The 23398-nt window shown below is 47.2% G+C and carries 25 protein-coding genes and 1 pseudogene; 6 read left to right on the forward strand and 20 right to left on the reverse strand.

The window, feature by feature from the left end; translation table 11 throughout:
* Positions 1-7: 7 nt before the first annotated feature.
* Positions 8-640, forward strand: a complete 633-nt coding sequence (gene nth, locus M2404_RS08010; protein ID WP_259239201.1) for an endonuclease III — start codon at positions 8-10, stop codon at positions 638-640.
* Between the two features lie 108 nt (positions 641-748).
* Here the strand turns inward: nth and M2404_RS08015 are convergent, their stop codons facing one another.
* The 7 genes from M2404_RS08015 to M2404_RS08045 form a co-directional block, all read right to left on the reverse strand.
* Positions 749-1033 carry a hypothetical protein gene (locus M2404_RS08015; protein ID WP_259239202.1) on the reverse strand — a complete coding sequence of 95 codons (285 nt, stop codon included), beginning with the start codon at positions 1031-1033 and terminating at the stop codon, positions 749-751.
* Positions 1034-1261: 228 nt separating this feature from the next.
* Positions 1262-1792 carry a hypothetical protein gene (locus M2404_RS08020; RefSeq protein ID WP_259239203.1) on the reverse strand — a complete coding sequence of 177 codons (531 nt, stop codon included), beginning with the start codon at positions 1790-1792 and terminating at the stop codon, positions 1262-1264.
* Between the two features lie 88 nt (positions 1793-1880).
* Complete coding sequence (locus M2404_RS08025) at positions 1881-2456, reverse strand: hypothetical protein (RefSeq protein ID WP_259239204.1); 576 nt, start codon at positions 2454-2456, stop codon at positions 1881-1883.
* Between the two features lie 44 nt (positions 2457-2500).
* Positions 2501-2890 (reverse strand): hypothetical protein, encoded by a 390-nt coding sequence (locus M2404_RS08030; RefSeq protein WP_259239205.1) that lies wholly within the window; start codon positions 2888-2890, stop codon positions 2501-2503.
* An 81-nt stretch (positions 2891-2971) separates the two neighbouring features.
* Positions 2972-3532 (reverse strand): hypothetical protein, encoded by a 561-nt coding sequence (locus M2404_RS08035; RefSeq protein ID WP_259239206.1) that lies wholly within the window; start codon positions 3530-3532, stop codon positions 2972-2974.
* Positions 3533-3632: 100 nt separating this feature from the next.
* Entirely contained in the window at positions 3633-4103 is a 471-nt protein-coding gene (locus M2404_RS08040; RefSeq protein ID WP_259239207.1) for a hypothetical protein, read from the reverse strand.
* Positions 4104-4128: 25 nt separating this feature from the next.
* Positions 4129-4563 (reverse strand): hypothetical protein, encoded by a 435-nt coding sequence (locus M2404_RS08045; RefSeq protein WP_259239208.1) that lies wholly within the window; start codon positions 4561-4563, stop codon positions 4129-4131.
* A 322-nt stretch (positions 4564-4885) separates the two neighbouring features.
* Here M2404_RS08045 and M2404_RS08050 point away from each other — a divergent pair.
* Positions 4886-5041: pseudogene (locus tag M2404_RS08050) on the forward strand (endonuclease III); the annotation flags it as partial.
* A 106-nt stretch (positions 5042-5147) separates the two neighbouring features.
* On the opposite strand, the gene M2404_RS08055 reads toward M2404_RS08050, so the two are convergent.
* Both M2404_RS08055 and M2404_RS08060 read right to left on the reverse strand, forming a co-directional pair.
* The gene (locus tag M2404_RS08055; RefSeq protein ID WP_259239209.1) at positions 5148-5495 is read right to left on the reverse strand and encodes a hypothetical protein; all 348 of its coding nucleotides are present in this window, start codon (positions 5493-5495) and stop codon (positions 5148-5150) included.
* A gap of 102 nt (positions 5496-5597) precedes the next feature.
* Positions 5598-6524 carry a LysR family transcriptional regulator gene (locus tag M2404_RS08060; RefSeq protein WP_259239210.1) on the reverse strand — a complete coding sequence of 309 codons (927 nt, stop codon included), beginning with the start codon at positions 6522-6524 and terminating at the stop codon, positions 5598-5600.
* A 147-nt stretch (positions 6525-6671) separates the two neighbouring features.
* On the opposite strand from M2404_RS08060, the gene M2404_RS08065 reads away from it, so the two are divergent.
* Both M2404_RS08065 and M2404_RS08070 read left to right on the forward strand, forming a co-directional pair.
* Positions 6672-7421, forward strand: coding sequence for a 3-oxoacyl-ACP reductase family protein (locus M2404_RS08065; protein ID WP_259239211.1), 750 nt, complete (start codon positions 6672-6674; stop codon positions 7419-7421).
* A 7-nt stretch (positions 7422-7428) separates the two neighbouring features.
* On the forward strand, positions 7429-8025 hold the full coding sequence (locus M2404_RS08070; protein ID WP_259239212.1) for an NADPH-dependent F420 reductase: 597 nt from the start codon (positions 7429-7431) through the stop codon (positions 8023-8025).
* Positions 8026-8121: 96 nt separating this feature from the next.
* Here the strand turns inward: M2404_RS08070 and M2404_RS08075 are convergent, their stop codons facing one another.
* Both M2404_RS08075 and M2404_RS08080 read right to left on the reverse strand, forming a co-directional pair.
* The gene (locus M2404_RS08075) at positions 8122-9120 is read right to left on the reverse strand and encodes a lipase family protein (protein WP_259239213.1); all 999 of its coding nucleotides are present in this window, start codon (positions 9118-9120) and stop codon (positions 8122-8124) included.
* Between the two features lie 166 nt (positions 9121-9286).
* Positions 9287-9901 carry a DUF6795 domain-containing protein gene (locus M2404_RS08080; protein WP_259239214.1) on the reverse strand — a complete coding sequence of 205 codons (615 nt, stop codon included), beginning with the start codon at positions 9899-9901 and terminating at the stop codon, positions 9287-9289.
* A 349-nt stretch (positions 9902-10250) separates the two neighbouring features.
* On the opposite strand from M2404_RS08080, the gene gloA reads away from it, so the two are divergent.
* The gene (gloA, locus tag M2404_RS08085; protein ID WP_259239215.1) at positions 10251-10652 is read left to right on the forward strand and encodes a lactoylglutathione lyase; all 402 of its coding nucleotides are present in this window, start codon (positions 10251-10253) and stop codon (positions 10650-10652) included.
* 79 nt (positions 10653-10731) lie between these two features.
* On the opposite strand, the gene M2404_RS08090 is transcribed toward gloA, so the two are convergent.
* The 7 genes from M2404_RS08090 to M2404_RS08120 form a co-directional block, all read right to left on the reverse strand.
* Positions 10732-11790 (reverse strand): hypothetical protein, encoded by a 1059-nt coding sequence (locus M2404_RS08090; RefSeq protein WP_259239216.1) that lies wholly within the window; start codon positions 11788-11790, stop codon positions 10732-10734.
* A gap of 110 nt (positions 11791-11900) precedes the next feature.
* Positions 11901-12701, reverse strand: a complete 801-nt coding sequence (locus tag M2404_RS08095; protein WP_259239217.1) for a substrate-binding periplasmic protein — start codon at positions 12699-12701, stop codon at positions 11901-11903.
* Positions 12702-12813: 112 nt separating this feature from the next.
* On the reverse strand, positions 12814-13704 hold the full coding sequence (locus M2404_RS08100; protein ID WP_259239218.1) for an aspartoacylase: 891 nt from the start codon (positions 13702-13704) through the stop codon (positions 12814-12816).
* 133 nt (positions 13705-13837) lie between these two features.
* Entirely contained in the window at positions 13838-14044 is a 207-nt protein-coding gene (locus M2404_RS08105; protein ID WP_259239219.1) for a bacterioferritin-associated ferredoxin, read from the reverse strand.
* A gap of 138 nt (positions 14045-14182) precedes the next feature.
* Entirely contained in the window at positions 14183-15385 is a 1203-nt protein-coding gene (locus tag M2404_RS08110) for an ABC transporter permease (RefSeq protein WP_259239220.1), read from the reverse strand.
* The gene (locus M2404_RS08115; RefSeq protein ID WP_259239221.1) at positions 15386-16186 is read right to left on the reverse strand and encodes an ATP-binding cassette domain-containing protein; all 801 of its coding nucleotides are present in this window, start codon (positions 16184-16186) and stop codon (positions 15386-15388) included. It abuts the gene before it with no gap.
* 23 nt (positions 16187-16209) lie between these two features.
* A complete protein-coding gene (locus M2404_RS08120) occupies positions 16210-17028 on the reverse strand; it encodes a DUF3025 domain-containing protein (protein ID WP_259239222.1) in 819 nt (272 codons plus the stop codon).
* A 202-nt stretch (positions 17029-17230) separates the two neighbouring features.
* Here M2404_RS08120 and asnB point away from each other — a divergent pair, with 202 nt between their 5' ends.
* The gene (gene asnB / locus M2404_RS08125; RefSeq protein ID WP_259239223.1) at positions 17231-18895 is read left to right on the forward strand and encodes an asparagine synthase B; all 1665 of its coding nucleotides are present in this window, start codon (positions 17231-17233) and stop codon (positions 18893-18895) included.
* 59 nt (positions 18896-18954) lie between these two features.
* Here asnB and M2404_RS08130 read toward each other — a convergent pair whose 3' ends face one another.
* The gene (locus M2404_RS08130; protein WP_259239224.1) at positions 18955-22143 is read right to left on the reverse strand and encodes an efflux RND transporter permease subunit; all 3189 of its coding nucleotides are present in this window, start codon (positions 22141-22143) and stop codon (positions 18955-18957) included.
* Between the two features lie 3 nt (positions 22144-22146).
* A complete protein-coding gene (locus tag M2404_RS08135; protein WP_259239225.1) occupies positions 22147-23367 on the reverse strand; it encodes an efflux RND transporter periplasmic adaptor subunit in 1221 nt (406 codons plus the stop codon).
* Positions 23368-23398: the final 31 nt, after the last annotated feature.

A 23398-nucleotide genomic window follows, 5' to 3' on the forward strand; every position in this document is an offset into this window, starting at 1 on the left:
AAAACAGATGAATAAACAAAAACGCATAGAAATACTCAGCCGCCTGCGCGCAGCTAACCCAAAACCCACTACCGAGCTGGAATACAGCTCGCCTTTCGAGCTACTGATAGCCGTGCTGTTATCCGCTCAGGCCACCGATGTAGGGGTAAATAAAGCTACTAAACATTTTTTTCCGGCAGCACGCACCCCACAGGCAATGCTGGATTTAGGCGTTGACGGCGTAAAGCACTACATTAAAACCATTGGCCTGTTTAATACCAAAGCCGAAAACGTCATTAAAACCTGCCGTATTCTGGTAGAACAACACGGCGGCGAAGTGCCGGAAAGTCGTGAAGCCTTAGAAGCCCTCCCCGGCGTTGGCCGCAAAACCGCCAATGTGGTGCTAAACACCGCCTTTCGCTGGCCTACCATAGCCGTAGATACACATATTTTCCGCGTATCCAACCGCACTAAACTGGCGCCAGGTAAAAATGTCGACGAGGTAGAACACAAATTGCTTAAAGTGGTGCCAGACGAGTTTAAGCTCGACGTACACCACTGGCTAATCCTGCACGGCCGTTACACCTGCGTAGCGCGCAAACCGCGCTGCGGCAGCTGTATTATTGAAGATTTGTGCGAGTTTAAAGAAAAGACGGAATAGTTAAATGGCTGATTTGTGCGATTAGCGGATATTAACGCCCTGCGCATGCGTGCGAACTTGTGAGCGGCGCAAGAGCCGCAGGCCCCGAATGACGCGGATTGTTATGTTTTACCACACCGACACCTTTGTCTCGATGTAGATTGAATGCTCATCCAGCTCACCAGTAGGCAACAACGTTACAGACTCAATCTGAACAAATTTACCTTCACGAACACTGTCAGAGAGCCAATAATCCTCTCTTGCCAGAGAAAACTCAGGTTGTCCGATTGCGCCAGGTTGAGCACCATTTAGATCTTCATCCAAAGGCTCGATTGCAACTATGTCGTAAAGCTGGCCATCTTCTACAACCGGACCAACGTGCGTAATTTTGCCCTTTGAGATATCCGGCGACAACGAAGCCCATCATTCTGATGTGCCGATATGAGGACTCGCTGCAAAGAACTTTGGAAATGATGATTGGAGCTCAGTATTTATTTCAGAGGCCCAATCAGTACTATCTTTTTCTAGGTCGAAGATTACATCCATATTATTTCCCTTAAAACATGACGCTCGCAACACAGGCCGAAACCCGCGCAGCGGTTAAGGTTCAGGACACGCAGTGGCCGTTTGTGGCTGCGCTGGTTAGCTATTATCTTGCTTGATGTGGAAAACTGTTGGTTTGCCAATGTTAAGACCATTTGTAACTAAAGTTGCTTCTAAAACCAAATCTAGCGGATATTGCCTAGAAGGATGAGAATCAAGCCAGGGAAATAACAATGTCATTTTTCTACCCTCGATTCTTCCAATAACTGGAATGTCAGGAAAAATAAGGTCTGGAGTTGAGCCACTCTGTATCCTCAAGTAAACACCAAACTCTTCTATACGGTAGCTTGAATCATCCGGCAAAGTAACATCGAGTAGAATTAATCCGGCATCACTACAAGGCTCTCCAGATTTATAGGTGGCACGTACAATCTCTGAGACTAAAACAACTGGTGCTGGAGCACTTTCCCAATACTCACCTCCGCTAGCTTTATCAAGTTGAGCTGGACCAGGATTTTGCTTCCAGCGTTCAAGTGTCGGCTCAAAAGGCTCCCAACTTGCAAAAGAGCAAGCTAATAACTCAGAACTGAAAATCGTTAAAACAAAAAGCAGATGTAAGTACTTCATCATAATTCTCGATAATGGCTAACGCCCGCCACAAGCGCGAGCAACGTGTTGCGAGTCGAGCGCCCAAAGGGCGCGTTTTTAATGGCGATTGTTAGCTACCATTTTTACAACGTTCATTTGGCATAATGCGGTCATATTTGCCTTTTTTATAATCAAATCTGAAGCTGCCACCGAGCATATGCGGCACGTAAAAGTACCCATAATTAAACTCGGCGTCCAATTCCCGACAGCGACAATGTAATGAAGATACCGACCTTGAGAGTTTGTTGAACTCAACGCTATCTGGAAATAACTCAGTCAGCTCATATGATTTAACAATATCTCCGGATTGGTCATAAATCACTACCGCTTTGCCATATCCAGTCTCATACCAATTATCTAAGGTAATAATATAACCATCGTCATCTACAAATATGTCCAATGGAGCAGCTGGGTTCAATAAGATCACACTACGAGAATAATCATATCCGTTAGAACCATTCCAGATATACACATCTGCAACCGCATTTTTAATTTCCGATTCCAATTTAAAAAAGCCATTGCCAGGAGTGACCCTAACTATTATCGATGAGTCTTCACTGACGGTTGAAGACAAAAGCGGTTCTGGCCACTTGTCAGCAGTAGCAAATAATGAAAATGAAAGTATTAGAAAGTAAAATGGTCGCAAATTGTGCTCCTAGCCAGCGCCAAAGACACGACAACAGCCGCTTGTTATGTTTTTTCTTTAAACTCAACTGGTACTTCAATTGAAATACTGCAACCTGTTCCGTAACTAATGATAAATTTATATTCTTCGTTATCAATTGGTTTAGCGACGAACCAAGCTCTTGTCTTCCCATCTTCTTCAAACACTGTTGTTGGCAAAGCAATCAATGGGGCATTTAGATCGCCCACGACAACCCAAACAGAATGAAGTGCTCTTTCTTCAATTGTTACTGGCAAATCTATATAAACAGAGAATAAATTATTATTAATCTGCATACTTACATCAAACAAGTGAGCATATTTTGATCTCCATGCTGTTACTTGCTCATCACTTTGAACGCATGATGATCCATAAGAAGCAAAACTTAACAGATATAGGAAAACAAAACACCGCATTCTCGATTCACCTAAAACATAACGCTTTGCTCACCGGAAAATTAGGAGCGCAGCGAGTAATTTTCCGAGTGCAGCAATTTGTTATGCACTCTTGTTTGGTAGAGCTGGAAAGTCCGCTGCAGCCACCAAAGCAGAAAACTCGTGTTTGAACTCGTAGTCTCCCACATATGCCTGAGCGATCGCCCCCAACCACGTAACCTTGAACTGCATGGAATTGCCGACTCGCTCAAACCTGATCCTGTGCTTGCCAACGGCATCATGGCCTAGCAGGTATATGTGAAATGCGAGATCATCCCAGTCTTCTATGGTTTCGGGGGTCGGGTCCACTACCAACTCGAAACCGTCTAGGAACTCCGGCGTGTACTCTGTGACGGCACATACCTTGAACCCACCATCATGCCAATAGTTGGAAGATAGCTTGCATGAGTGATAATTTCCCCAGACGATTGGTGCCGCCCAATCCGATGAGTAGTCGAAATTTTCATCATCCTCTATGTCGCGCTCAGAGTAATAATCTGCAGACTCAAGATGTATATCGAACCATACATCGCCATCCACCTCTTTTGCCGACCATGAGAACGTCTTAATTGGATGCCCCTCTGGCCAAGGGTTATCCTTGAAGTAGATTCTGTCAGGTTCCATGAGCTACCCCTGCTGGTGCATAACGCCCGCCACAAACGCGAGCAACTTGTTGCGAGTCGAGCGCCCAACGGGCGCGTTTTTGATGGCGATTGTTATGCATTTATAGCTGCCTATAAAAAAAGTCAGCTTTGGTCAGCACTATTTGGTAAAAAACAATACCGAATATTGCGAGGAAAAAGCCAGGCCATTGACTCCCTAAAAAGTTAGTAGCTGAAAATAAAACACCGCATATAATGCATGCAACGCCGACATAAAATGGCAATATCAACTTCATCAAGGCAGCCCACTGAGGCTTTGATTTATGTGTTGAGTGCATTTTTGACAAGGCATTACCCGCGAAAATACCCACAACCAAAATTGTTAAATAATTTAGCCAATCAAAAAATAGACACTCTGGTTTAGCCTTACTAAGAAGCCACAGAAGCGAACTTATTGTTATTACCCAGGTTGCCATAACAATTTGTTTGCTCATAAACTCCGTACCCCACTTAATGCATAACGCCCAAAGCAGCAGCGCTGTAAGCGTGGGCTGCCTTTGCTTGTTAGCTGAAAACCAACCATCAACTGCCAATTGCGAACCTGAAAACACTGATTGTTCACATCACGAACTCAACTGGTGCAGAACTGATATCTTCAACTCCTATGCTAATAACTTTTGATTCAACGACAGAGTGATATAAAAAGCTGATTGAAAGTATTTTACCCATGCCATTTTTGAAATTGAAAGTATGCTTATTGGTTGAATTCTCGGCAATGCCTGAAAATAAATCAGTTTGGAAAACCTCGTATTTATCTTCTGTTATCTGCAATCTCACCAGCTCAATTTCGTATCCATTTCTAACTTTTGTCGGGTACGTTACTGTATATCTGAATCCGATAGGGCTGTGTTCTGGCTCCATCGCCTTTAGATTGATCCCGTATAAATTAAGAACATCCGCCGTGCCATCCAAGTTTATATAAGTCCGCTTATCTGCATATGCTGAGAATGATAAAAACGTTAAGAAGACAAAAATGAATCTCGAAATATTCAACTGACTTTCCTTTTCAGCTAACGCTTATTGGGCGGGTCGACCCGCTTTTAAACACGGGTTACCCTGCCTTTGTAAATTTAATGTACAGAACATTACACTGCGTCTTTAAAACTTACAACAACTTACAATTACAATTGGTATTTGTGCGGGCGAAAAATACGGGTTAACCCGCTAAACAAAGCACGAACCGGGCTTGGGCATTATATGCATATAAATACAGCTATTTTCAGACGTTAAATACCAACTCCAATATCAGCTTTTGCCACTAAGCTGTCTTTCCGAGACAGCTGAATATGTTGCCATCAGCTACCGCACTGCGATATTTAGCTGGCCCACCATAGCCGCAGATACCCATATCTTCCGCGTATCTAACCGCCCTAAACTGGCGCCAGGTAAAAATGTCGACGAGGTAGAACACAAATTGCTTAAAGTGGTGCCAGACGAGTTTAAGCTCGACGTGCACCACTGGCTTATTCTGACATTCCAAAGACATTAACTACCAGGAAAGACAGATTCGGGATTATGCAGATGCCTTAGCAGCAATTAATAGACAATTCGCTTCGTGTAAAAGACTGTGCAGCAATCTACTTTTTCCCGATAACGATCACGCCTTCGGTAAAACTAAAACCATAACCCCATCCATAACTGGACTTTTCAGTAGTGGAGTAGTCTGAGTTGTATCGCCCAGAAACAATATTCTCCACGCTGTGTAAATCAAACCCTGCGCTATTTAGCTGTTCAATAGCAATTGCAATATCTTCAGTTAATCGTTCACCATCAATCTCACAATCTGACCACCCTTTGTGCTCCATGCCTTCCGGAGGCTTTGCCTGACTTCCCGTTTGTGTAGAGCCAAATAACGATTTCAGAACTCCTGGCTTGCCATATGTGGGTTTGAAATGTGCTTTCACATAAATAACTTTGTTGCTCATAAGCCCTCATGGGAGTTAATAAACTCCGAACAAATTGCTCTATTTCAAACAAAAATATATAAACACGCTATCTCGTAATAAGCCTTTACGGACTAATAAGATTCATTCCCCTGCACTAAATTGCTTTACCAGCTGCTGGCTGTCAAATTCAGTTGTGATGTAATCGATTAAAGCCCGTGTTTTCGCCGGCATCAGCCGGTTGCCGGCAAAATACAAATTGATATTGCCAAGATCGGCATGCCATTGCGGTAACAAGCGCACTAAGGCACCACTAAGTAAATGTACTCTAGCATGCGGCATAGCTACTGCGGCAACCCCCATGCCCATAACTGCAGCACGGGTCAGCGCGTCAGGATCGTCGGCGATAAAGCGGGCGTTAAAGTGCGGCGCACAATCTTCACCGCCTGGCCCGCGGAAATGATAATGATGCAACTTGCCACTTTGCGGCGAGCGCATCACTAAGCCCGGCAAGTCCCGCAGTTGGTCGGGGTGTTGCAGTTTACCTTTACCTGCCAGCAATTTTGGCGCTGCGACCACGATCACATGCACCGGCGCCAGCCGTCTGGCAACTACGCCGGGAGTGAGCTCAATACCACCACCAATGGCTACATCAAAACCATCAGCAATCAAGTTCACCTGACGGTTGGATAGCTGCCAATCTAATGTTACGGCCGGATAACACTGCAAAAAACCGGGCATTAACGGCAAAATATGTTCAACGCCAAAGCCCGGACTCAGGCTCATTCGCAAGTTGCCAGCCGGCTGACCAGCGTTTTGCGTGACATCAGAAATAGCCGCCTGAATGGTATTCAAATTATCTGCCACGCCGGCAAGAAACTGCTCGCCGGCTTCAGTCAGTGTGAGCTTGCGGGTACTGCGCTGAAATAACCGCACACCGAGGTTACGCTCCAGCTGCGCCACATTACGTGATACCGCAGCGGGGGTTAGCGCCAGTTGCCGCGCGGCTGCAGAAAAGCTGCCCTGCTCGGCGCTGCGGACAAAAGACTCAATATTCGACAAGGTTTCCATAGGGCTATTTTCAATGTTTAGTTGAAAGTGATTATAGCTATTGCCGGCTACCGGGGCAAAGTCGTGCGCTCTATAGTTAGCCCGAACCTTAGGCAATAAGCCAGACAGGAAACGACGCTGAACTTAACCCGGAATGAGGAAATAACCATGTCATACACTACACCACTAACTAATAAATTTGCCGTTGTTACCGGCGGCTCACGCAGTATAGGTGCTGCTATTGTTCGCCGCCTGGCCGCAGATGGCGCTACGGTAGCCTTCACTTACCATGCTTCTCCTGAGCGGGCCGAAGCTTTAGTTGCCGACATTCAGGCGGCAGGTGGCAAAGCATTAGCCATTCAGGCTGATGCCGGTAACCCGCAGGCAGTACGTAACGCTATCAGCCAGGTCGCCGCCAGTTTTGGCAAGGTTGATATTCTGGTAAACAACGCTGGTATCAGTGTGCTGGGCCAACCGGAAGAAATCGCCTTTGCCGATTTTGAACGTATTCTGGCTGTTAACGTCACCGGTGTTTTTGTTGCTACGCAAGAAGCCCTGAAGCACATGAGTGAAGGCGGCCGCATAATTCATATTGGCAGCTCAATGGTGCAACATGCAGCTTTTGGCACAGCGTCGGCTTATACGTTAACCAAAGGCGCGGTTACCGGTTTTACCCGTGGTCTGGTGCGAGATTTAGGTCCGCGCGGTATTACTGTTAATACTGTACATCCGGGCCCTACAGACAGTGATATGAACCCAGCAGATGGCCCGGTAGCTGATTTCGTCAGGCCGAAAATTGCTGTAGGCCGCTATGGCGAAGGTAAAGATATCGCCAGCGCTGTTGCATACCTGGCCAGTCCGGCAGCGGGCTTTGTTTCCGGTGCTGAACTGATGGTTGACGGCGGCTTTACCGCATAAGGAGCTGATGATGAATATCGGTATTATTGGCGCCGGTGCTATCGGTGCCGCCATTGCAAAGCTGTTGACGCAAAACGGCATTAAGGTTGGCATTGCCAACAGCCGTGGTCCGGCAAGTCTGGCCGCGCTGGTCGCCGGCTTAGGGGGAAACGCTCAGGCAGTAACCGTGCAGGAAGCGAGTCGCGCCGACATCGTATTTCTGGCGGTGAACTGGTCAAAGCTGCCGCAAGCGGTGCAAGCGCTGGGGCCCTGGCGGGGGCGGATTGTGGTCGATACAAACAATCCAATAGAGGCACCGTTGTTCAAACCGTTTGACTTAGCGGGCAAAGCGTCCAGTCAGGTGGTTGCCGACATGCTACCGGGCGCTCAACTGGTGAAAGCTTTTAACCATCTGCCGCCGGCGCTGTTGGCCAACCCGGCAGCAGAAGGTGGCAAAAGGGTGCTGTTTTACTCAGGTGAACATCAAGCCGCCAAGCAGACAGTAGCGGCATTGATAGAGAAGCTGGGGTTCTTCAGCATTGACCTTGGTAATCTGGAACAAGGCCGGTTAGCGCAATTTCCGGGCGGGCCCTTACCGGCACTGAATCTGGTGAAACATAGCTAATAGTAACAGGCCGGCAGCAGCCGGCCCTGTTCTAAAATAGCCACTACCAAACCGGGGACTGTAGGGAATAAACCTACGTTTATCTATAGGTACAACTTAACTTACCATCTCAATCGCTTTGCGAGCCACGCGATACATTGCCTCCAGTGTTACCCTAAACACCCAGCGAATAAAACGGACAGTCAGCTCAGTAACCGCTGTGGTCACTTTACCGGCAAATACCAACATATGGCCCAGTAAGCCTTTCACCTGCTCGGCAAACTGGCTGCTTATGTTTGCAATTTTTTCTACTGCCAAAGCCAGCACATCATAAAACGTCATAATGCCACTAATAGTCATTTGCACAGATATCGCAGTTAACATGCCAGCATCTTTTAACAACGTAATCAGAGCGTGACTTAGCCGCTCTTGCCAGTGAGTACTGAAGCTGCATTCAAATCGGCGGTCATACCATAAGCGGACGGCCTTAACCACGTCACCTCTGCGCTGTAAGTCTTCCCATTGACCGCGGGCGGTATTGGTATACCCAGGGTTTTTAAGCATAGAGTGAGATGAAATATTGATACCGGTAGCGGAGGTAAGCAGAACACTACTACCGTTTATTGGCGCATGGTAAAAAGGCCATACCGGCACCATAGGCACCGGGTCATCACCATGTATGCAACGATAGATTTTATCAATACTGCCAGACGATTTCATGGCAAAGTCATTCAGCCCAACTCGCGGCGCGCCAAATGTATAGAGTGCTACGTGATTGCCGAAGCGTTGCTTTATCCAGATTGCAGCAAGGCTTGCCAATGCACCACCTAAGCTATGGCCTGCACAATGAACAATACCATTGCTGTTTGTATTAAGTAGCGGTGCCAGTTGCTTCTCCAAAGTGGGCTGCATGCTTTTAAATACTTTTTGAAACCCTGAATGCACAGCACTTTGATTATCAGCTACGGCTAAGCTGGCATTGGCATTACTAAACCAGTCACGGCCACTGCTCATATTTGTGCCACGGATCCCCACCGCAACATCGCTACTGAACCGGCCTTTTCCCTTGCCGACAATAGCAAAACCGGTCGTGCGGTTGAATAGTTTGGATATCACACTTCCTGATGTGCCGTGAATTACGCCACCAGTTTGACTGAAATCAAAATGACTTGTTACTTCTTTTGCGTCAGGAACAAACTTTTGTCCTGCTCTTATATTCTCTGCGTCGTAAGGTGAATTCGCCAGCCAAGCAGCAGTTTTTGGAGGGAGTGTTCTTTGCATTTTAAAATCCTTCTTGTTTATCTATGATCCGTTCAAGCTCCAACCTTTGTTGCTCAATTTCTTCATCTGAATAAAGGGCTATCTCCGCGTGAGCAAAAGTGCATTTAGAACGAATATTCGGCGCTGAATTACCGGGAATTTCAAGGTTCTTTAGCTCGTCTACCTTTGCTTCAGCAGTCAGCTCACAGCGGATATCAGACATCACAAAATCTACACTTCTATAGTCCAAGTCATTCAGAGTGCTCAGACGAAAAACTTGATCTTCCTCTGATTTACTAGGGTAATCCACAACATAAAGCTCTAGTGCTATGCTGACATCGAACAAGACTCGGCGTACCTTAAGGGTTTTCCTAGGAAAGTAAAAATGGCCAGTGTCATCGGTGGTAACACTGTCGTAACGTTCTTTGCCATCGTAATAAAGGCGGCGTTTGACCTCAATATTAACAACCGGCTTATCATGTTCAACGATTACACCATGTACTTCAGGCGACCATTGAATTTCTGTTCTTTTTAACCAACCAAACACACCTGCCTCCACGTTCGTTGCTAATACAGAAAGTATCAGGCCCAAGCCAACGGCTATCGCCTTAAGATTAAGAGGCTGCCATCCCAGCATTACGACCATCCTGTAAAGAAAATAGTGGTTAACATTATAAATAGCCTGCCTGTCAAAGCAATATTTTTATTACAAATAAATAAACAAATTTAACATTATGTATGTGGTGATAATTTAGGTTAAGGATGTAGTAGTGCTGATGGCAGATATGGTTATAGTGACCATTTACTTAGTTAAGCGAGGGTGTAATGTCGCTGTCACAGCGCTCCACTCTCCTGGATTCACGGTGATCTAGGGTAGCATACGCTTATAAAGCTACCCGCTGCAGTGGTGCCTTATAGTGCTACAAAATATGTTACCATTACCGCCTGCACTGCAAGTTTAGAGACAGAACCGATTAGGAGTTTGTATGAGAATGCTACATACCATGCTGCGCGTGGGTAATCTGGAAAAATCACTGGCGTTTTACACTGAAGTACTGGGCATGAAACTGCTGCGTCAGTCAGAAAACACTGAGTACAAATATACGCTGGCGTTTGTTGGCTACGGCGATGAAAGCGAAAATACCGTGTTAGAGCTGACTTACAACTGGGGTACCGACAGCTACGATTTAGGCAATGCCTATGGCCATATCGCACTGGAAGTAGAAAACGTATACGACGCCTGCGAAAAGATACGTGCTAAAGGCGGTGTAATAAGCCGTGAACCCGGCCCGGTAAAAGGTGGTACTACTGAAATCGCCTTTGTGCGCGATCCGGATAACTACGCCATAGAACTGATCCAGAAAAAAGACAGTTACAACACGCTCTGATTATCTATTGCACCTAAAATCAGTAAGGCCCGCTGATACGGGCCTTACTGATTTGCAAAACTATAATGTAATATCACATCTAACGGGCAACATAACCTTTAGTACCGTCTGTATACAGAATAATCTCATCCCATATTTTGCCATTTAACTCGACAACACCAGATTTAGTAAGCTGATAACCCTTTTCCAGAGTATCCAGCACCGGGGCCGATAAATCAGGGTGTGAACGTATTTGCAGTGGCTTATCTGCAACCAGGTTACCTGAGCTGCGTTTAACCTGAAATGATAATAATGCCAATCTGGCTGTCAGTTCATCCTGAATATAAGCTTTAGGCCCACGATTACCCCAAGGAGCAACTTCAATCCACGGGCTGTTAGCAACAATACCGGTTGCCGGCATTTCAAAGCCTTGAGCCAGCAGATCAAGCTGCGGCGCACGAAGATCAGGTGCAGCAAATACCTTAGCAGATGTGCTGTTAAGGTTAACATACGCAGATAAACGCGGGCTTTTATGTACCACAACCGGCTCAGCTGTAAGCTCAACGGCTGCAGGTTGCAACCCAGCTTTGCCGGGCTGGGTAAGCACTTCCTGTTGCAGTACATCAATACTGGGTGGATTACCGGAAATCACTTTTACGCCATCAGCAGTCTGATAAATCAGCGTGGGAAAAGCAAAACTGCTGTCGTTGTAGTAAGGTTTAAACTGAAAAGACAAGCTGTTCATTACTGCATAATTGTAATCAACGCCGCGCTTAGCCAGTGCTTTATCAGGGGCACTGCCAAACTGCCCGGCAAAGGCTGCAGCGACGCTTGCACCGCTACGCTCAGCGACTACAGTATCAGCGCCGCGAGCGGCCACCGGTATCCAGCGTAGCTGCAGCTTATCGCCTAACTGACGGCTTTGTTCATACAGGCGTTTACTCCAGCCACATTCAGTGCTGTATACGATATAAACCGGCTTTTCAGCAATGCTGCCATCACTTGCCCAAAGTGCATTTTCAACCGTGCTTAATACGCTATCTGCAACAGCCTGCTCTGTGATCAGTAGCTGACGCCCCCGTTCCAAAGCAGCTACGGTGCTTGATAACGTCAGGGCTAACACGGCAATGCACGAACGCCAAACTGAAATTCTGACCACAATCAGACTCCTTCATCAGGTTTACGCCAGTAAAGTACAAAAATTAAAAAAACAAGAAATAGTATAGTAAATAATCAGCCAGTGTTTACATATGGCTAAGCAATGATTTTTCAGTTTTTTTGTTGTTGATTAGCGGCAAAATCTTCTAACCGCCTGATAATCTGCTCGCTATACACCGGCTGATACAACTGGCGCATGGTGCCATCGCTGTAGCTTTGTTCCAGTGCCGCCTGCCAGCGGGCAATACGCTCGTCTGATACATTGCGGGAAAACGCCAGATAACGCTTACGCTCACTAAGATACTTTACCTTAACCAACTGGCTGCCGGCCTCTGCGGCACTGGCTGAAAACTCCGGCGCTGACAGCTCGCTAACTGCCATTAAATCAGCACGGCCTAACAGCAGCATATCCAGACAATCACCTGATTTACTGGTGAGTATCAGGTTTTTTCCTTCGGTAAAGCCCAGGGCTTTAATATCATTTATAGTGGCCGAATTACGATAATTACAGGCAGTGTAGCTTTTGGGTAATGCGGCCAGTGACGGTGTCTCCCCTACCCGGTGCTTTAAGCCATATAAAGTCATCTGATAGTGCTTAAGCGGCCCGACCCATTTAAACCAGGGTTCGCGCTCAGTTGTGCGCACGGTCTCAAACAGCACTATATTGTCTTCAGATCTGGCAATACTCAGCGCCCGTCCCCAGGGCATCAGCTCTATAGTGCCGGGGTCGTCCAACCGCTGCTGCAGTATACGCACCAGGCTGGTTGTTACGCCACTTACCTCCCCCTGCTCGTCCAGATATTCTCCCGGCGGGTTATGCTCAGTAAGAAAACGCAGCGACTGTGCCTTTACGGCACTTGCTGAAACACACAATACTATAGTTAACACCCAGGCGCTTAATTTAACGTTCATTCGGTACCATTGACATCGCCAGACCAGATCATTAATAACAGTTTAATAACACAGCAATTGCCAAAAGAAAACCATAATAATGAACATGATACAGATATCAGACTAAACAATATTACTCCAGCGTAATAACAACTTTTTCATTTAATGACATCGCCAGATTATTATCGTAGTAAGCGGCTTCGTTAATAAAGGTTGGGTATACCGTTACATCACCATCGTAATAAATCTCGCTGCCGTCAAACAAGGTAAAGATAGGATCGCCGGGATTGATCGGCTGATAGTCCTTGTCCTGCACATTTTTATGCACCATACCAATACGCTCGCCCTTGTCATTCATTGGTAGCTTAATACTGTGCAAATAGCGAAAGGCTTCGGTGTGTTTGGGCAGCGGCGGCAGGCTGGCATTGTTGTACAGCTCAACAAAATCGAGAATATGCCGCGTCATGGTGTCCATTAATTCCAGTACATCCTGGCGTAATACCGATTGCGGCTGTGGCCCTACTTCTACCAGCACACCATAACGGCCTACAGTACACATCAGCACGTGATCTTCAGCGGCAAAGTGATCTTCATCACGGGAAATAATGGCTTCAGGCATCACCATTTTTACATAAGCGGCCAGCTGATTATAAAATGGCCCGGCCTGGGTTAGTATTAAGCAGGCGCCCATATTGCTGGTGGTGTTATGCAAGTCAATCAGCAAGTCGGTTTTGGCGTTGCCTTTAGGACCCAGTTGGGCGTTAAGCACTTTGGCCCGGCTTTGCTCATAATTAGCCAGCCCGGGGTTGGCTAAATCGGTATTTTTAAACTGGCGGTTTAAATCACTGTGCAAATAACGTTTGTTGGCGTAATGCGCCTCGGGATTGGCCCATACCAGCTCGGTAGTAAAACTGGCGCGGCTGACGATGTCAGGTTTAGCCTGATATTGCTTAACTAAATAAATACCTGAGAATTCATTGCCATGCACACCACCAACAATGGCAACCTGATTAATTTTATCCATACTTTTTCCATAACTGCTGCGATTACACCAAGCCAGAGCTTAGCCTAAATTATTAGCGTTATTATGACCAGTGCCGGGCGGAAAAAGAATAGATATAGAATTTAAATGCCTGAAATAAGCATATAAATGCAGATTAAGCAGCTGGCTGTGCCAGTGCTAAAGAGGCGTCGGAAATACGTACCAGTTCGTTATGCAGAATTTGCTGGGCCTGACAGACACACTTACCACACTGGCTGCCCGCACCAGTGCACATTTTCAGTTCGCGCATGGTAGATACACCTTCAGCCACTTTTTGCTTAATGGCTTTATCGGTAACAGCTTTACACAGACATACGTACATAACTGTACTCCGCTAATATAACGCCGCCATTTTAATATTACTAAGAATTATTATCAATAGTATTTATAAACCGGAACCTGTTGCAATAACAACGCCGGTAAAAACCGGCGCTGTTTGGGTGCTAAAGCCTTAGCAGTATTAGCGAAACAGCACTTTTTCCTGCTGAAACCAATGCACGCAAAAGCCAATAGCAACACTGGCCAGCACCAGGGTAGAGCCAAAAATTAACGCCAGTAAACCATAATCGGCAGTACCTTTAATCAGCTCTTTTATCGCCAGTGCCACGTTCATTATTGGCACCAATGCCGTTTTGGTTGTTAACTCAACACCGGGCATCATAGCGGCCACCAACGGTAAAAAGATCATTATCGACAGCGGGCTGATATAGTTTTGAGCCTCTTTAAAGGTACGGGCGTATATCGATATTGCCAGTAGCAAGGCTGCAAACACCGCAGAGATCGGCAGCAACAACGAGAAAATCAGAATAAGCTCGGTAATCGCTATCGCCGACATTGCCTCCTGCACTACCGCCATACCGGCGAAAGAGCCGATAATCGCGCCCCAGATCCCAAAGCTGCCTACGGTGATCAACGCCCCTACCAAGCCGGTGGTTAATACCGTAAAAAACTTACCCAGTACGATACTAACGCGGCTTATCGGGCAAATTAACAGGGTTTCCAAGGTACCGCGCTCTTTTTCACCGGCGCCCATATCAATAGCCGGATAAGATGCGCCCAGTAAACATAACGGAATAAGAATATAGGCAATTACCGCACCGAATTTTTCACCGATATTTTCCCGCTTGGCGGCGGTATCAACTTTTTGCACATCAACCGGTTTTATAATAGCAGCAAGGTTTGCCGGGTCGACATTCAGCTGCATTAACGTATCGCGCTGTAGCTGTTCATTAAAATTGCCCAGCACTTCAGCAAAGTAGCGGTACATAAAGTCAAATTGTGATGACTGGTTATAAATAATCTGCCACTGTGATTGCTCGACTGCCTGGCGCTTAGCAGAGAAATCGGCCGGGATCACAATCGCGACATCAAACTCGTCATTACGGATAGCCGCCACCAGATCTGCTTCGCTGGTTTTATCCGTTTTAACCTGCTTAAAGTTTTTATGATAAAACAGCGCATCAGCAAATTTGGGCGCCTGCTCTGCGTTAATAATCACATAACGGTGCTCAGCCTGCATAGCCGTATTGGTGGTACTGGATAACACCAGTCCCATTACGCCAAAGATCACCGGAAAGATAAAAATCGGCAGTAAAATAACAAAAATCAGCGTTTTTTTATCGCGCATTAATTCAGTAAGTTCTTTCAGATAGACTTGCCACATTTATGCTGCTCCCTGCTGGTTTGTTGCACTGTTTAGTACGCTTAAAAATGCATCGCGTAAATCACCATTGTCTGTTAATGCCCTGAACTGGCCGATATCCCCGGAAAAAGCACTGATGCCTTTATCAATAACAACCACTCTGTCGCAAAGTGATGCCACTTCGTCCAGATGGTGGGTAGAGAAAATAACCGGTGTACCGGCTGCTTTTAAGCCTTTGATAAAATCCAGCACTGTTTGCACGGTCATAATATCCAGCCCGGTGGTGGGTTCATCCAGAATTACCACTTTAGGGCTGTGCACTACTGCACGGGCAATGGCGGTTTTTTGCTTCATACCGGTAGACATATTATCGGCACGGCGGTTGGCAAAATCATGCATATTAAGCAGCGTAAACAGCTCGTCAATGCGCTGCTTTAAGGCATCTTCTTTCATGCCATGCAAACGGCCAAAATAGGCAATATTTTCAAATGCGGTTAGTTTGCCGTACAGGCCGGTATCCGCTGATAAAAAACCGATTTGCTGGCGCGCTTTTACCGGCTGTTTTAATACATCAACGCCATTTAACAACACTGATCCGGCATCGGGTTTTAATGCAGTAGACAGCATACGTAGCGTGGTGGTTTTACCGGCGCCATTTGGCCCCAGCAGCCCCAACACTTCCCCCGCGCCGCAGCTAAAGCTGACATTACGCACCGAGTGAAATGCCTCTTTGCTGTAACGCACATCTTGTTTTTCGGTATCGGATAACTTGCTGTTTTTACCAAGTGCAAAGGCCTTGGCTAAATCCTGAATATCAATCATGCAACTGTCCTGTTGTCGGTGCTTTAGCGCTCACGCTTTGGCCGGAAATAGTCAGTGTTGTGGTAAAACCCCGCTGCTTCATTATCGTTATACCAGCGTGGTACGCCAAGCAATGGCAAAGGCGTTAGTTGTTGATTATCAAGAAGTACTGCCTCGTTAGCAATTTGTTCGTGCAATTTAGCATCAACAAAACTGTAAGCAGCTGTTAAAGACCATTGGCTAAAACCCGGCGGTACTTCAATAAATAAGGCTTTGGCCGTTAAGCCAATAAAGGGGGCTGTAGCCATTTCGTATATGGCATGGCCAAAAATCATTGGCCGCACGCCCTGCCACCAGTCGCTGCGCTTTGTTACAAAGCTTTGCTGCCACTGGTGCTGGCGCAGCAGTTCAGCATGCTCAAATGCAGCCGGTTCAAGGCAAAGCACCAGGCCGCATTCATCAAACAGCGTTAATTTATTCCGTAGCTTACTGCGCTGTTTCAGCCCGTGCTGAGCAATTTCTGCCATATGCAGCTGATTTAAAAGCGCTTTGGTTTTTGGATATAAACACCAGATCAGCGCACCGAAAAAGTCGTGCCAGTTGTCCTTGCGGGTAGGTATGCACTGAGTGGCATAAATATATTCTTCATAGTAGCGGCCATCAGCGCTAAGCATGTCATTATCAACAAAGCTCACACCCGACTGCACCATGCACCGATTAAGCCAACCAATATCAGGGTAATCTGTTAACGGGTCAAAGCGGAAACGCTGACATAAATCAGCAAATATCGGGTTGCCAAGTAGCAACGCTGTGTTCCAGTGTGCCGGTGGCGTAAAGCGGATTTTTACTTCAGTTTTTTGCATAGGCTGTCTTGTCTGTTGCTGTCGCTGAAAACCCTCAGCATGAATTACTTACGAAAAGCACGAAAAAGCGCTTGCAATTTTAGCATGGCGTGGCACATTCAAGGGGTGCGTTTAGACGTACATACTGCCAAAACTACCCGTATAGGTCGAAATCTATAGGGTACAAAATGTGTTTACACGACATTAATTAATAGAGGTTATCATGTGTTCGATATTCGGGGTGCTTGACATCAAAACTGATGTTAAAGCCTTGCGCCAGCAGGCGCTACAGTTATCCAAGTTATTACGTCACCGCGGGCCAGACTGGTCTGGCGTGTGGAATAACGACAATGCCATTTTAGTGCACGAGCGCCTGGCGATTGTAGATACTGAAAATGGCGCCCAGCCCCTGATTAATGATAATCGAAATCACATTCTGGCAGTGAATGGTGAGATCTACAATCATAAGCAGCTCGAAAAAGAGCTGGCAAGCCCTTACCCATTCAAAACTAAGTCAGACTGTGAAGTGATATTACCGCTATATCTGGAGCACGGCAGCGATTTTATTGACCAGCTACAGGGCATGTTTGCCTTTATTTTGTACGATGCAGAGCAAAACCGTTACCTGATTGCGCGTGACCATATTGGTATTATTCCGCTGTACTATGGTTACGACGAACATGGCCAGTTGTTTGTTGCCTCAGAGCTAAAAGCGCTGGTACCGGTATGTAAGCAAATTAAAGAGTTTCCACCCGGCCATTACTTTGACAGTAAAATTGGCGAACTGCGTAAATACTATCAGCGTGACTGGCAAAGCTATGATGCAGTAAAAGACAACCCGGCCAGTTTAACTGAGCTAAAAGCTGCGCTGGAGCACAGCGTAAAAAGCCATTTAATGTCAGACGTACCCTATGGCGTGTTACTGTCAGGCGGGCTGGATTCATCGCTTATTTCGGCTATTGCCCAGCAATTTGCCAAACGCCGGGTAGAAGATAACGACGAATCTGAAGCCTGGTGGCCACGGCTGCACTCTTTTGCCGTTGGCCTGGCCGGTTCGCCGGATTTAGTTGCAGCGCAAAAAGTGGCCGATGCCATCGGCACCGTGCACCATACTGTGCATTTTACCGTGCAGGAAGGTTTAGACGCGCTGCGTGATGTGGTGTATTTCCTGGAAACCTATGATGTCACCACCATCCGGGCCTCAACACCAATGTATTTGATGGCGCGTAAAATTAAAGCCACCGGCATTAAAATGGTGTTGTCGGGCGAAGGTTCAGACGAACTGTTTGGCGGCTATTTATATTTCCATAAAGCGCCCAACGCGAAAGAGTTCCATGAGGAAACCTTACGTAAACTGGACCGGCTGCATATGTTTGACTGTAACCGCGCCAACAAAGCCATGTCGGCCTGGGGTATTGAAGCGCGGGTGCCGTTTCTCGACAAAGACTTTATGGATGTTGCCATGCGCTTAAACCCGCAACAAAAAATGTGTGGCGGCGGCAAAATGGAAAAACACATTCTGCGCCAGGCATTTGATGGCCTGCTGCCGGATGAAATTTTGTGGCGCCAGAAAGAGCAGTTCTCTGACGGTGTAGGCTACAGCTGGATTGACAGCCTAAAAGCCCATGCTGAAAAAGAAGTGTCCGATCAGCAAATGGCTACCGCCAGCTTCCGCTTCCCGGTGAACACGCCAGACAGCAAAGAAGCCTATTATTACCGGGTGATCTTTGAAGAACACTTCCCACACGCCGGTGCTATTGCCTGTGTACCGGGTGGTAAATCTGTTGCCTGTTCAACGCCAGAAGCGCTGGCATGGGATGCGAAAATGGCACAAATGACTGACCCTTCCGGCCGCGCAGTGCGCGATGTACATACCCAGGCTTATTAAGCTGTAAGCCTAAACAACAAGGCCACGCAATTGCGTGGCCTTGTTTATTTGGGGCTAAACTATTTCTGAAACTGTTCCTGTTGTGGTTGCAGTGCGACACGGGTGTCAATTTTATTATCTTTACTGCGAAACAGGTTTTTCACATCCTCCAGGATGATATACAGCGCCGGTATTAACAGCAGAGTAATAACGGTGGCGAACAGAATACCAAATGCCAGCGACACCGCCATCGGCACCACGATTTTTGCCTGCAAGCTTTTTTCCAGCACTATCGGCGCCAGGCCGACAAAGGTAGTAAGCGAAGTGAGCAATATCGCGCGAAAACGCTGCGCACCGGCCTGCGATACTGCCTGACGGATAGATAAGCCCTCCTCACGGGCACGGTTAACAAAATCAACCATTACCAATGAGTCATTTACGACCACCCCGGCCAGAGCGACTAAACCGAAAATCGACATAATGCTCATACTCAAACCAAGCACCATATGCCCAAGCACTGCACCAACCAAGCCAAACGGGATCACGCTCATAATAATCAGCGGCTGGCTGTAGGATTTCAGCGGTACGGCCATCAGCGCATAAATACAGAACAGCGCAAATACTCCGGCTTTCATCAGGTCAAGCTGTGCGTCCATTTCGTCCTGGCTGGCCCCGTCCAACTCGCCGGTTACCCCCTCATATTTAGCCGTTACTTCTGCGATAACAGTACGGCGCATTTCCCCCACAACTTTGCCAGGTTCAATGGTCGATTTATCGGCCGCAGCGGTAATAGTTACTGCACGCTCACCATTTACCCGGTTTATAGCGCTGAAACTGGGCTGCATGGTATAGCTGGCTACCTGATTAAACGGAATTTCGCCGCCGTCAGCCGTGCGAATACGCATATTTTCCAGACTACCAACAGAGCTGCGTTCGGTACGCGGGTAACGCACCATCACTTTTACTTCTTCGCCATCGCGCTGTACCCGCTGCGCTTCAGCACCGTAAAAGCCATAACGTACCTGACGGGCCACATCTGACAGGGTTAACCCCAGTAAATGCGCTTCAGGCTTCAACTGCAATACAATTTCGTCATTGCCACCGAGTAAATTATCTTCAATGTCATAAACACCGGCATATTCAGCTAAACGGCTTTTTAACTCTTCAGTGGCCAGTTTCAGGTTGTCCAGGTTAGTACCACGAAGCTGTAACGCTATGTCGGCACCACCACCACCGGCAGTTGAAGCATTAATCTTAAAAGCTTTTACACCGGGAATATCCGGCATTTCGGCACGCCAGCGATTAGCAATTTCAAAACCATCAATTTCACGCCCTTCGCTTTTCTCCAGTTCAACCACCAATTGGCCGGCAGTATCACTGTTTAAAAACACTAAGCGGTGCTTGATAATACTGTCATTGTATTCGGCATACAGCTTGTCGTTGGCGCGCACCAGCGCAGCTTCAGCTTCGCGCAAGGCATTTACCGTAGCCTGGTTTGACGAGCCTTCCTGCATGGTTAAATTGGCATTGATAAAGTCACTGGGAATGTCAGGGAAAAACACCCAGCGCACAAAGCCTCCACCGATCACACCAAACATCACGATCAACATCGCCATAAAGACTGCCATAGTGACATAACGGTAATGAATACAGCGCTCAACAAATGGCTGATACCATTTTTGGATAAAATGGTTCAGGCCGGACATTACCTTCATCCGCACGGCTTTTAATGCATTACTGCAAGCACGGCCACAGCTGTAAAAAATGCCTTTGCGGTCAGGATCCCACGGTTTTGTGTCCATATTGATAATATGCGACGGTAAAATTAATTTGGATTCTACCAGCGAGAAAATCAGGCACAGCACCACCACCCAGGCAATAGAACCCCAAATCGGGGCCTGGGCTCCGCCTACCATTAACATTGGAGCAAATGCCGCTATGGTGGTTAACACACCAAAGGTAGCAGGCATGGCCACTTTTTTTGCCCCGGCAATAACCGAATCTACCGATTTACCACGCTTTTCAATTTCGCTGTAGGCACTTTCACCAATAATAATGGCATCATCGACCACTATCCCCAATACCAGGATAAAGCCGAATAAACTGATCATATTGATCGACACATTAAACATAGGTAGCGGCAACATTGCCATAGCGCCAAGGAAGCACACCGGAATACCCACCATTACCCAGAACGCAATGCGAAACTCCAGAAATAAGGTTAATGCCAGTAATACCAGAAAGGCGCCCATCACCAGATTGTTGCTCATTAAATCAAGCCGGCCTTGCAGGTAGTAACTGGAATCACCCCAATGCGCGATAGATACTGACGACGGTAATTGTTTTTGTTTACGCTCAACGTAAGCTTTTACTTGTTCGGCAATTTTCAGTGTGTTGTCATCCCCCACCGCCGCAACCCGGATAGACACTGAGCTTTTACCATCGAAGGTTGATAAATCCTCCCGCTCGATAAAGCCATCGTTGATAGTAGCAATATCTTTTAACGATAAGCGCGTGCCGTCAGCAAAAGTCAGCAGCACTATGTCTTCAAAATCTTGTGAAAAGTAAGCCTGGCCTTTAGTGCGCAGCAGGATATTACCGCTGTCAGATTTAATAGAGCCCCCGGGTAAATCGACAGAGCTGCCACGAATAGCACTCACCACCTGTTCAAAGGTCAGGCCGTATTCTTTTAACTTTAACTCAGACAGTTCAACAGACACTTCGTAATCGCGGGCACCTACCACTTCTACCTTACTGACACCCGGTAGTTTGCGCAGCTCATCGCGGATATCTTTAGACAGCTCTTTTAACGTGCGCTCAGAGGCATCGCCATACAGCGATAGCCACATTACATCGCTTTCAAACCGCACCCGGTACACTACCGGCTTTTCGGTTTGCTCCGGCAAGGATGAAATGGCTGACACCTGGGTTTTAATTTCATCCATAACCTCCTGCACGTTGTAGTTATTGGCAATTTCAGCGCGTACTGTAGCCAGACCCTCAACTGCAGTTGAACGAATGCGCTTAATACCGTTTACACCGCGCAGGCTTTCTTCAATTTTATCTATAACACCGCTTTCTACTTCCTGTGGTGCTGCGCCCAGATAAGGCACGCGGATATTAACCTGCTCAAGCACTATTTCGGGAAACATCTGTTTTTTAATGGTAAAAACCGAGGCGATACCGGCAACCAAAATAATCGCCATCAGTAAATTAGCCGCCACGCTGTTGCGGGCAAACCAGGATATTAAGCCCTTATTGGTATCCATGCCTTACTCCTTGCCCTGGCCGGCTGCCACTACGGCTTCTAGCCTGGCAGCACTTTCTGCCACCTGCTCATTTATATCAGAGGCAACTCGCACCACGGTACCCGCCAGCGGATTAGCAATAGCGGAGGTTGCCAGGCGGTCACCGTCAGTAAAACCAGAGCGGATATAGGCAGAGCGCTCGTCAGCGCGTTCTACAATTACCGGGCGAAACTGCAGTTGGCTTTCTTTGTCTACCACCAGTACCTGCTGTTGTGCCAGTAATAAATGCCGTGGGATCACAACCACCTGCTCAGTGGCATTGCCCATAATTTGTGCCTGCACAAAACGGCCAAAACGCAATGGTGACTGCTTACGGCTAACCCGCTGGTAAGGGTCGGTAACTTCCGCAACAGCGTAAATTACCCGGCTGCGTTCATCCAATACTCCTTCGGTACGCACCAGCCTGGCGGGCCATTGCATAATCTGGCCTGCCACTGCGGCTGTCAGCACAACTTCTGGCTGATTAGTATTTTGCGTAAAATCGGGGATCTGTAAAAAGGCTAAATCATTGTCGGTTAGTGGTAATCTGATTTCTGCTATGTCAGTGCCGTAAATTATACCAACACTAGTACCACGGCTGATAAACTGGCCCAGATTGACACCACGGCTTTTCACCATACCAGAGTATGGCGCACGGATTTCTGTACGGGCCAGATCGCGGTTAGCGCGTTCCAGCTCAGCTTCTGCCGAGCGCACTGTTGCCAGCGCTCCGGCCAGCTGTGGCCGGCGCAAGCCAAGCTCCGGCGCTTTACCTGCGGTAAAAGAGCGCCACTCTTCTTCAGCAACACGGCCGCGGGCTTTTTCTTCTTCCAATGCGGACTGAGCATTGGCTAAACTGGCCTCTGCTGCTTTAACGTTAGTCAGGTAGTCTGCTTGTTCAACCCGTACCAGTAAATCGCCTTTGTTAAAAAAGCCACCTTCTACGAAGTGCTCTGCTACTTCAACAATACGACCATTTACTTCTGAGCTTAAATTGGTTTCCAGTTTCGGCCGCACTGTACCTTGCGACTGAATACGGTATGTCAGGTCTTGCGAGGCTATTTGCTGTGCATTAACCAGTATGCCCAGCCGTTGCTCTTCTTTTTTCTCCGGCGGTTTTCGCATACTTGCCAGGCCTATTGCCGCAACGACCGCCAGTACGATAACGGCCACCGGAACAATGATTTTTATAATTTTTGCTGCCATGTTGTTTCCCACGATGCTGTTTTACTGACGC

It is taken from the genome of Rheinheimera pacifica (assembly GCF_024809855.1).
Taxonomy (GTDB): domain Bacteria; phylum Pseudomonadota; class Gammaproteobacteria; order Enterobacterales; family Alteromonadaceae; genus Alishewanella; species Alishewanella pacifica_A.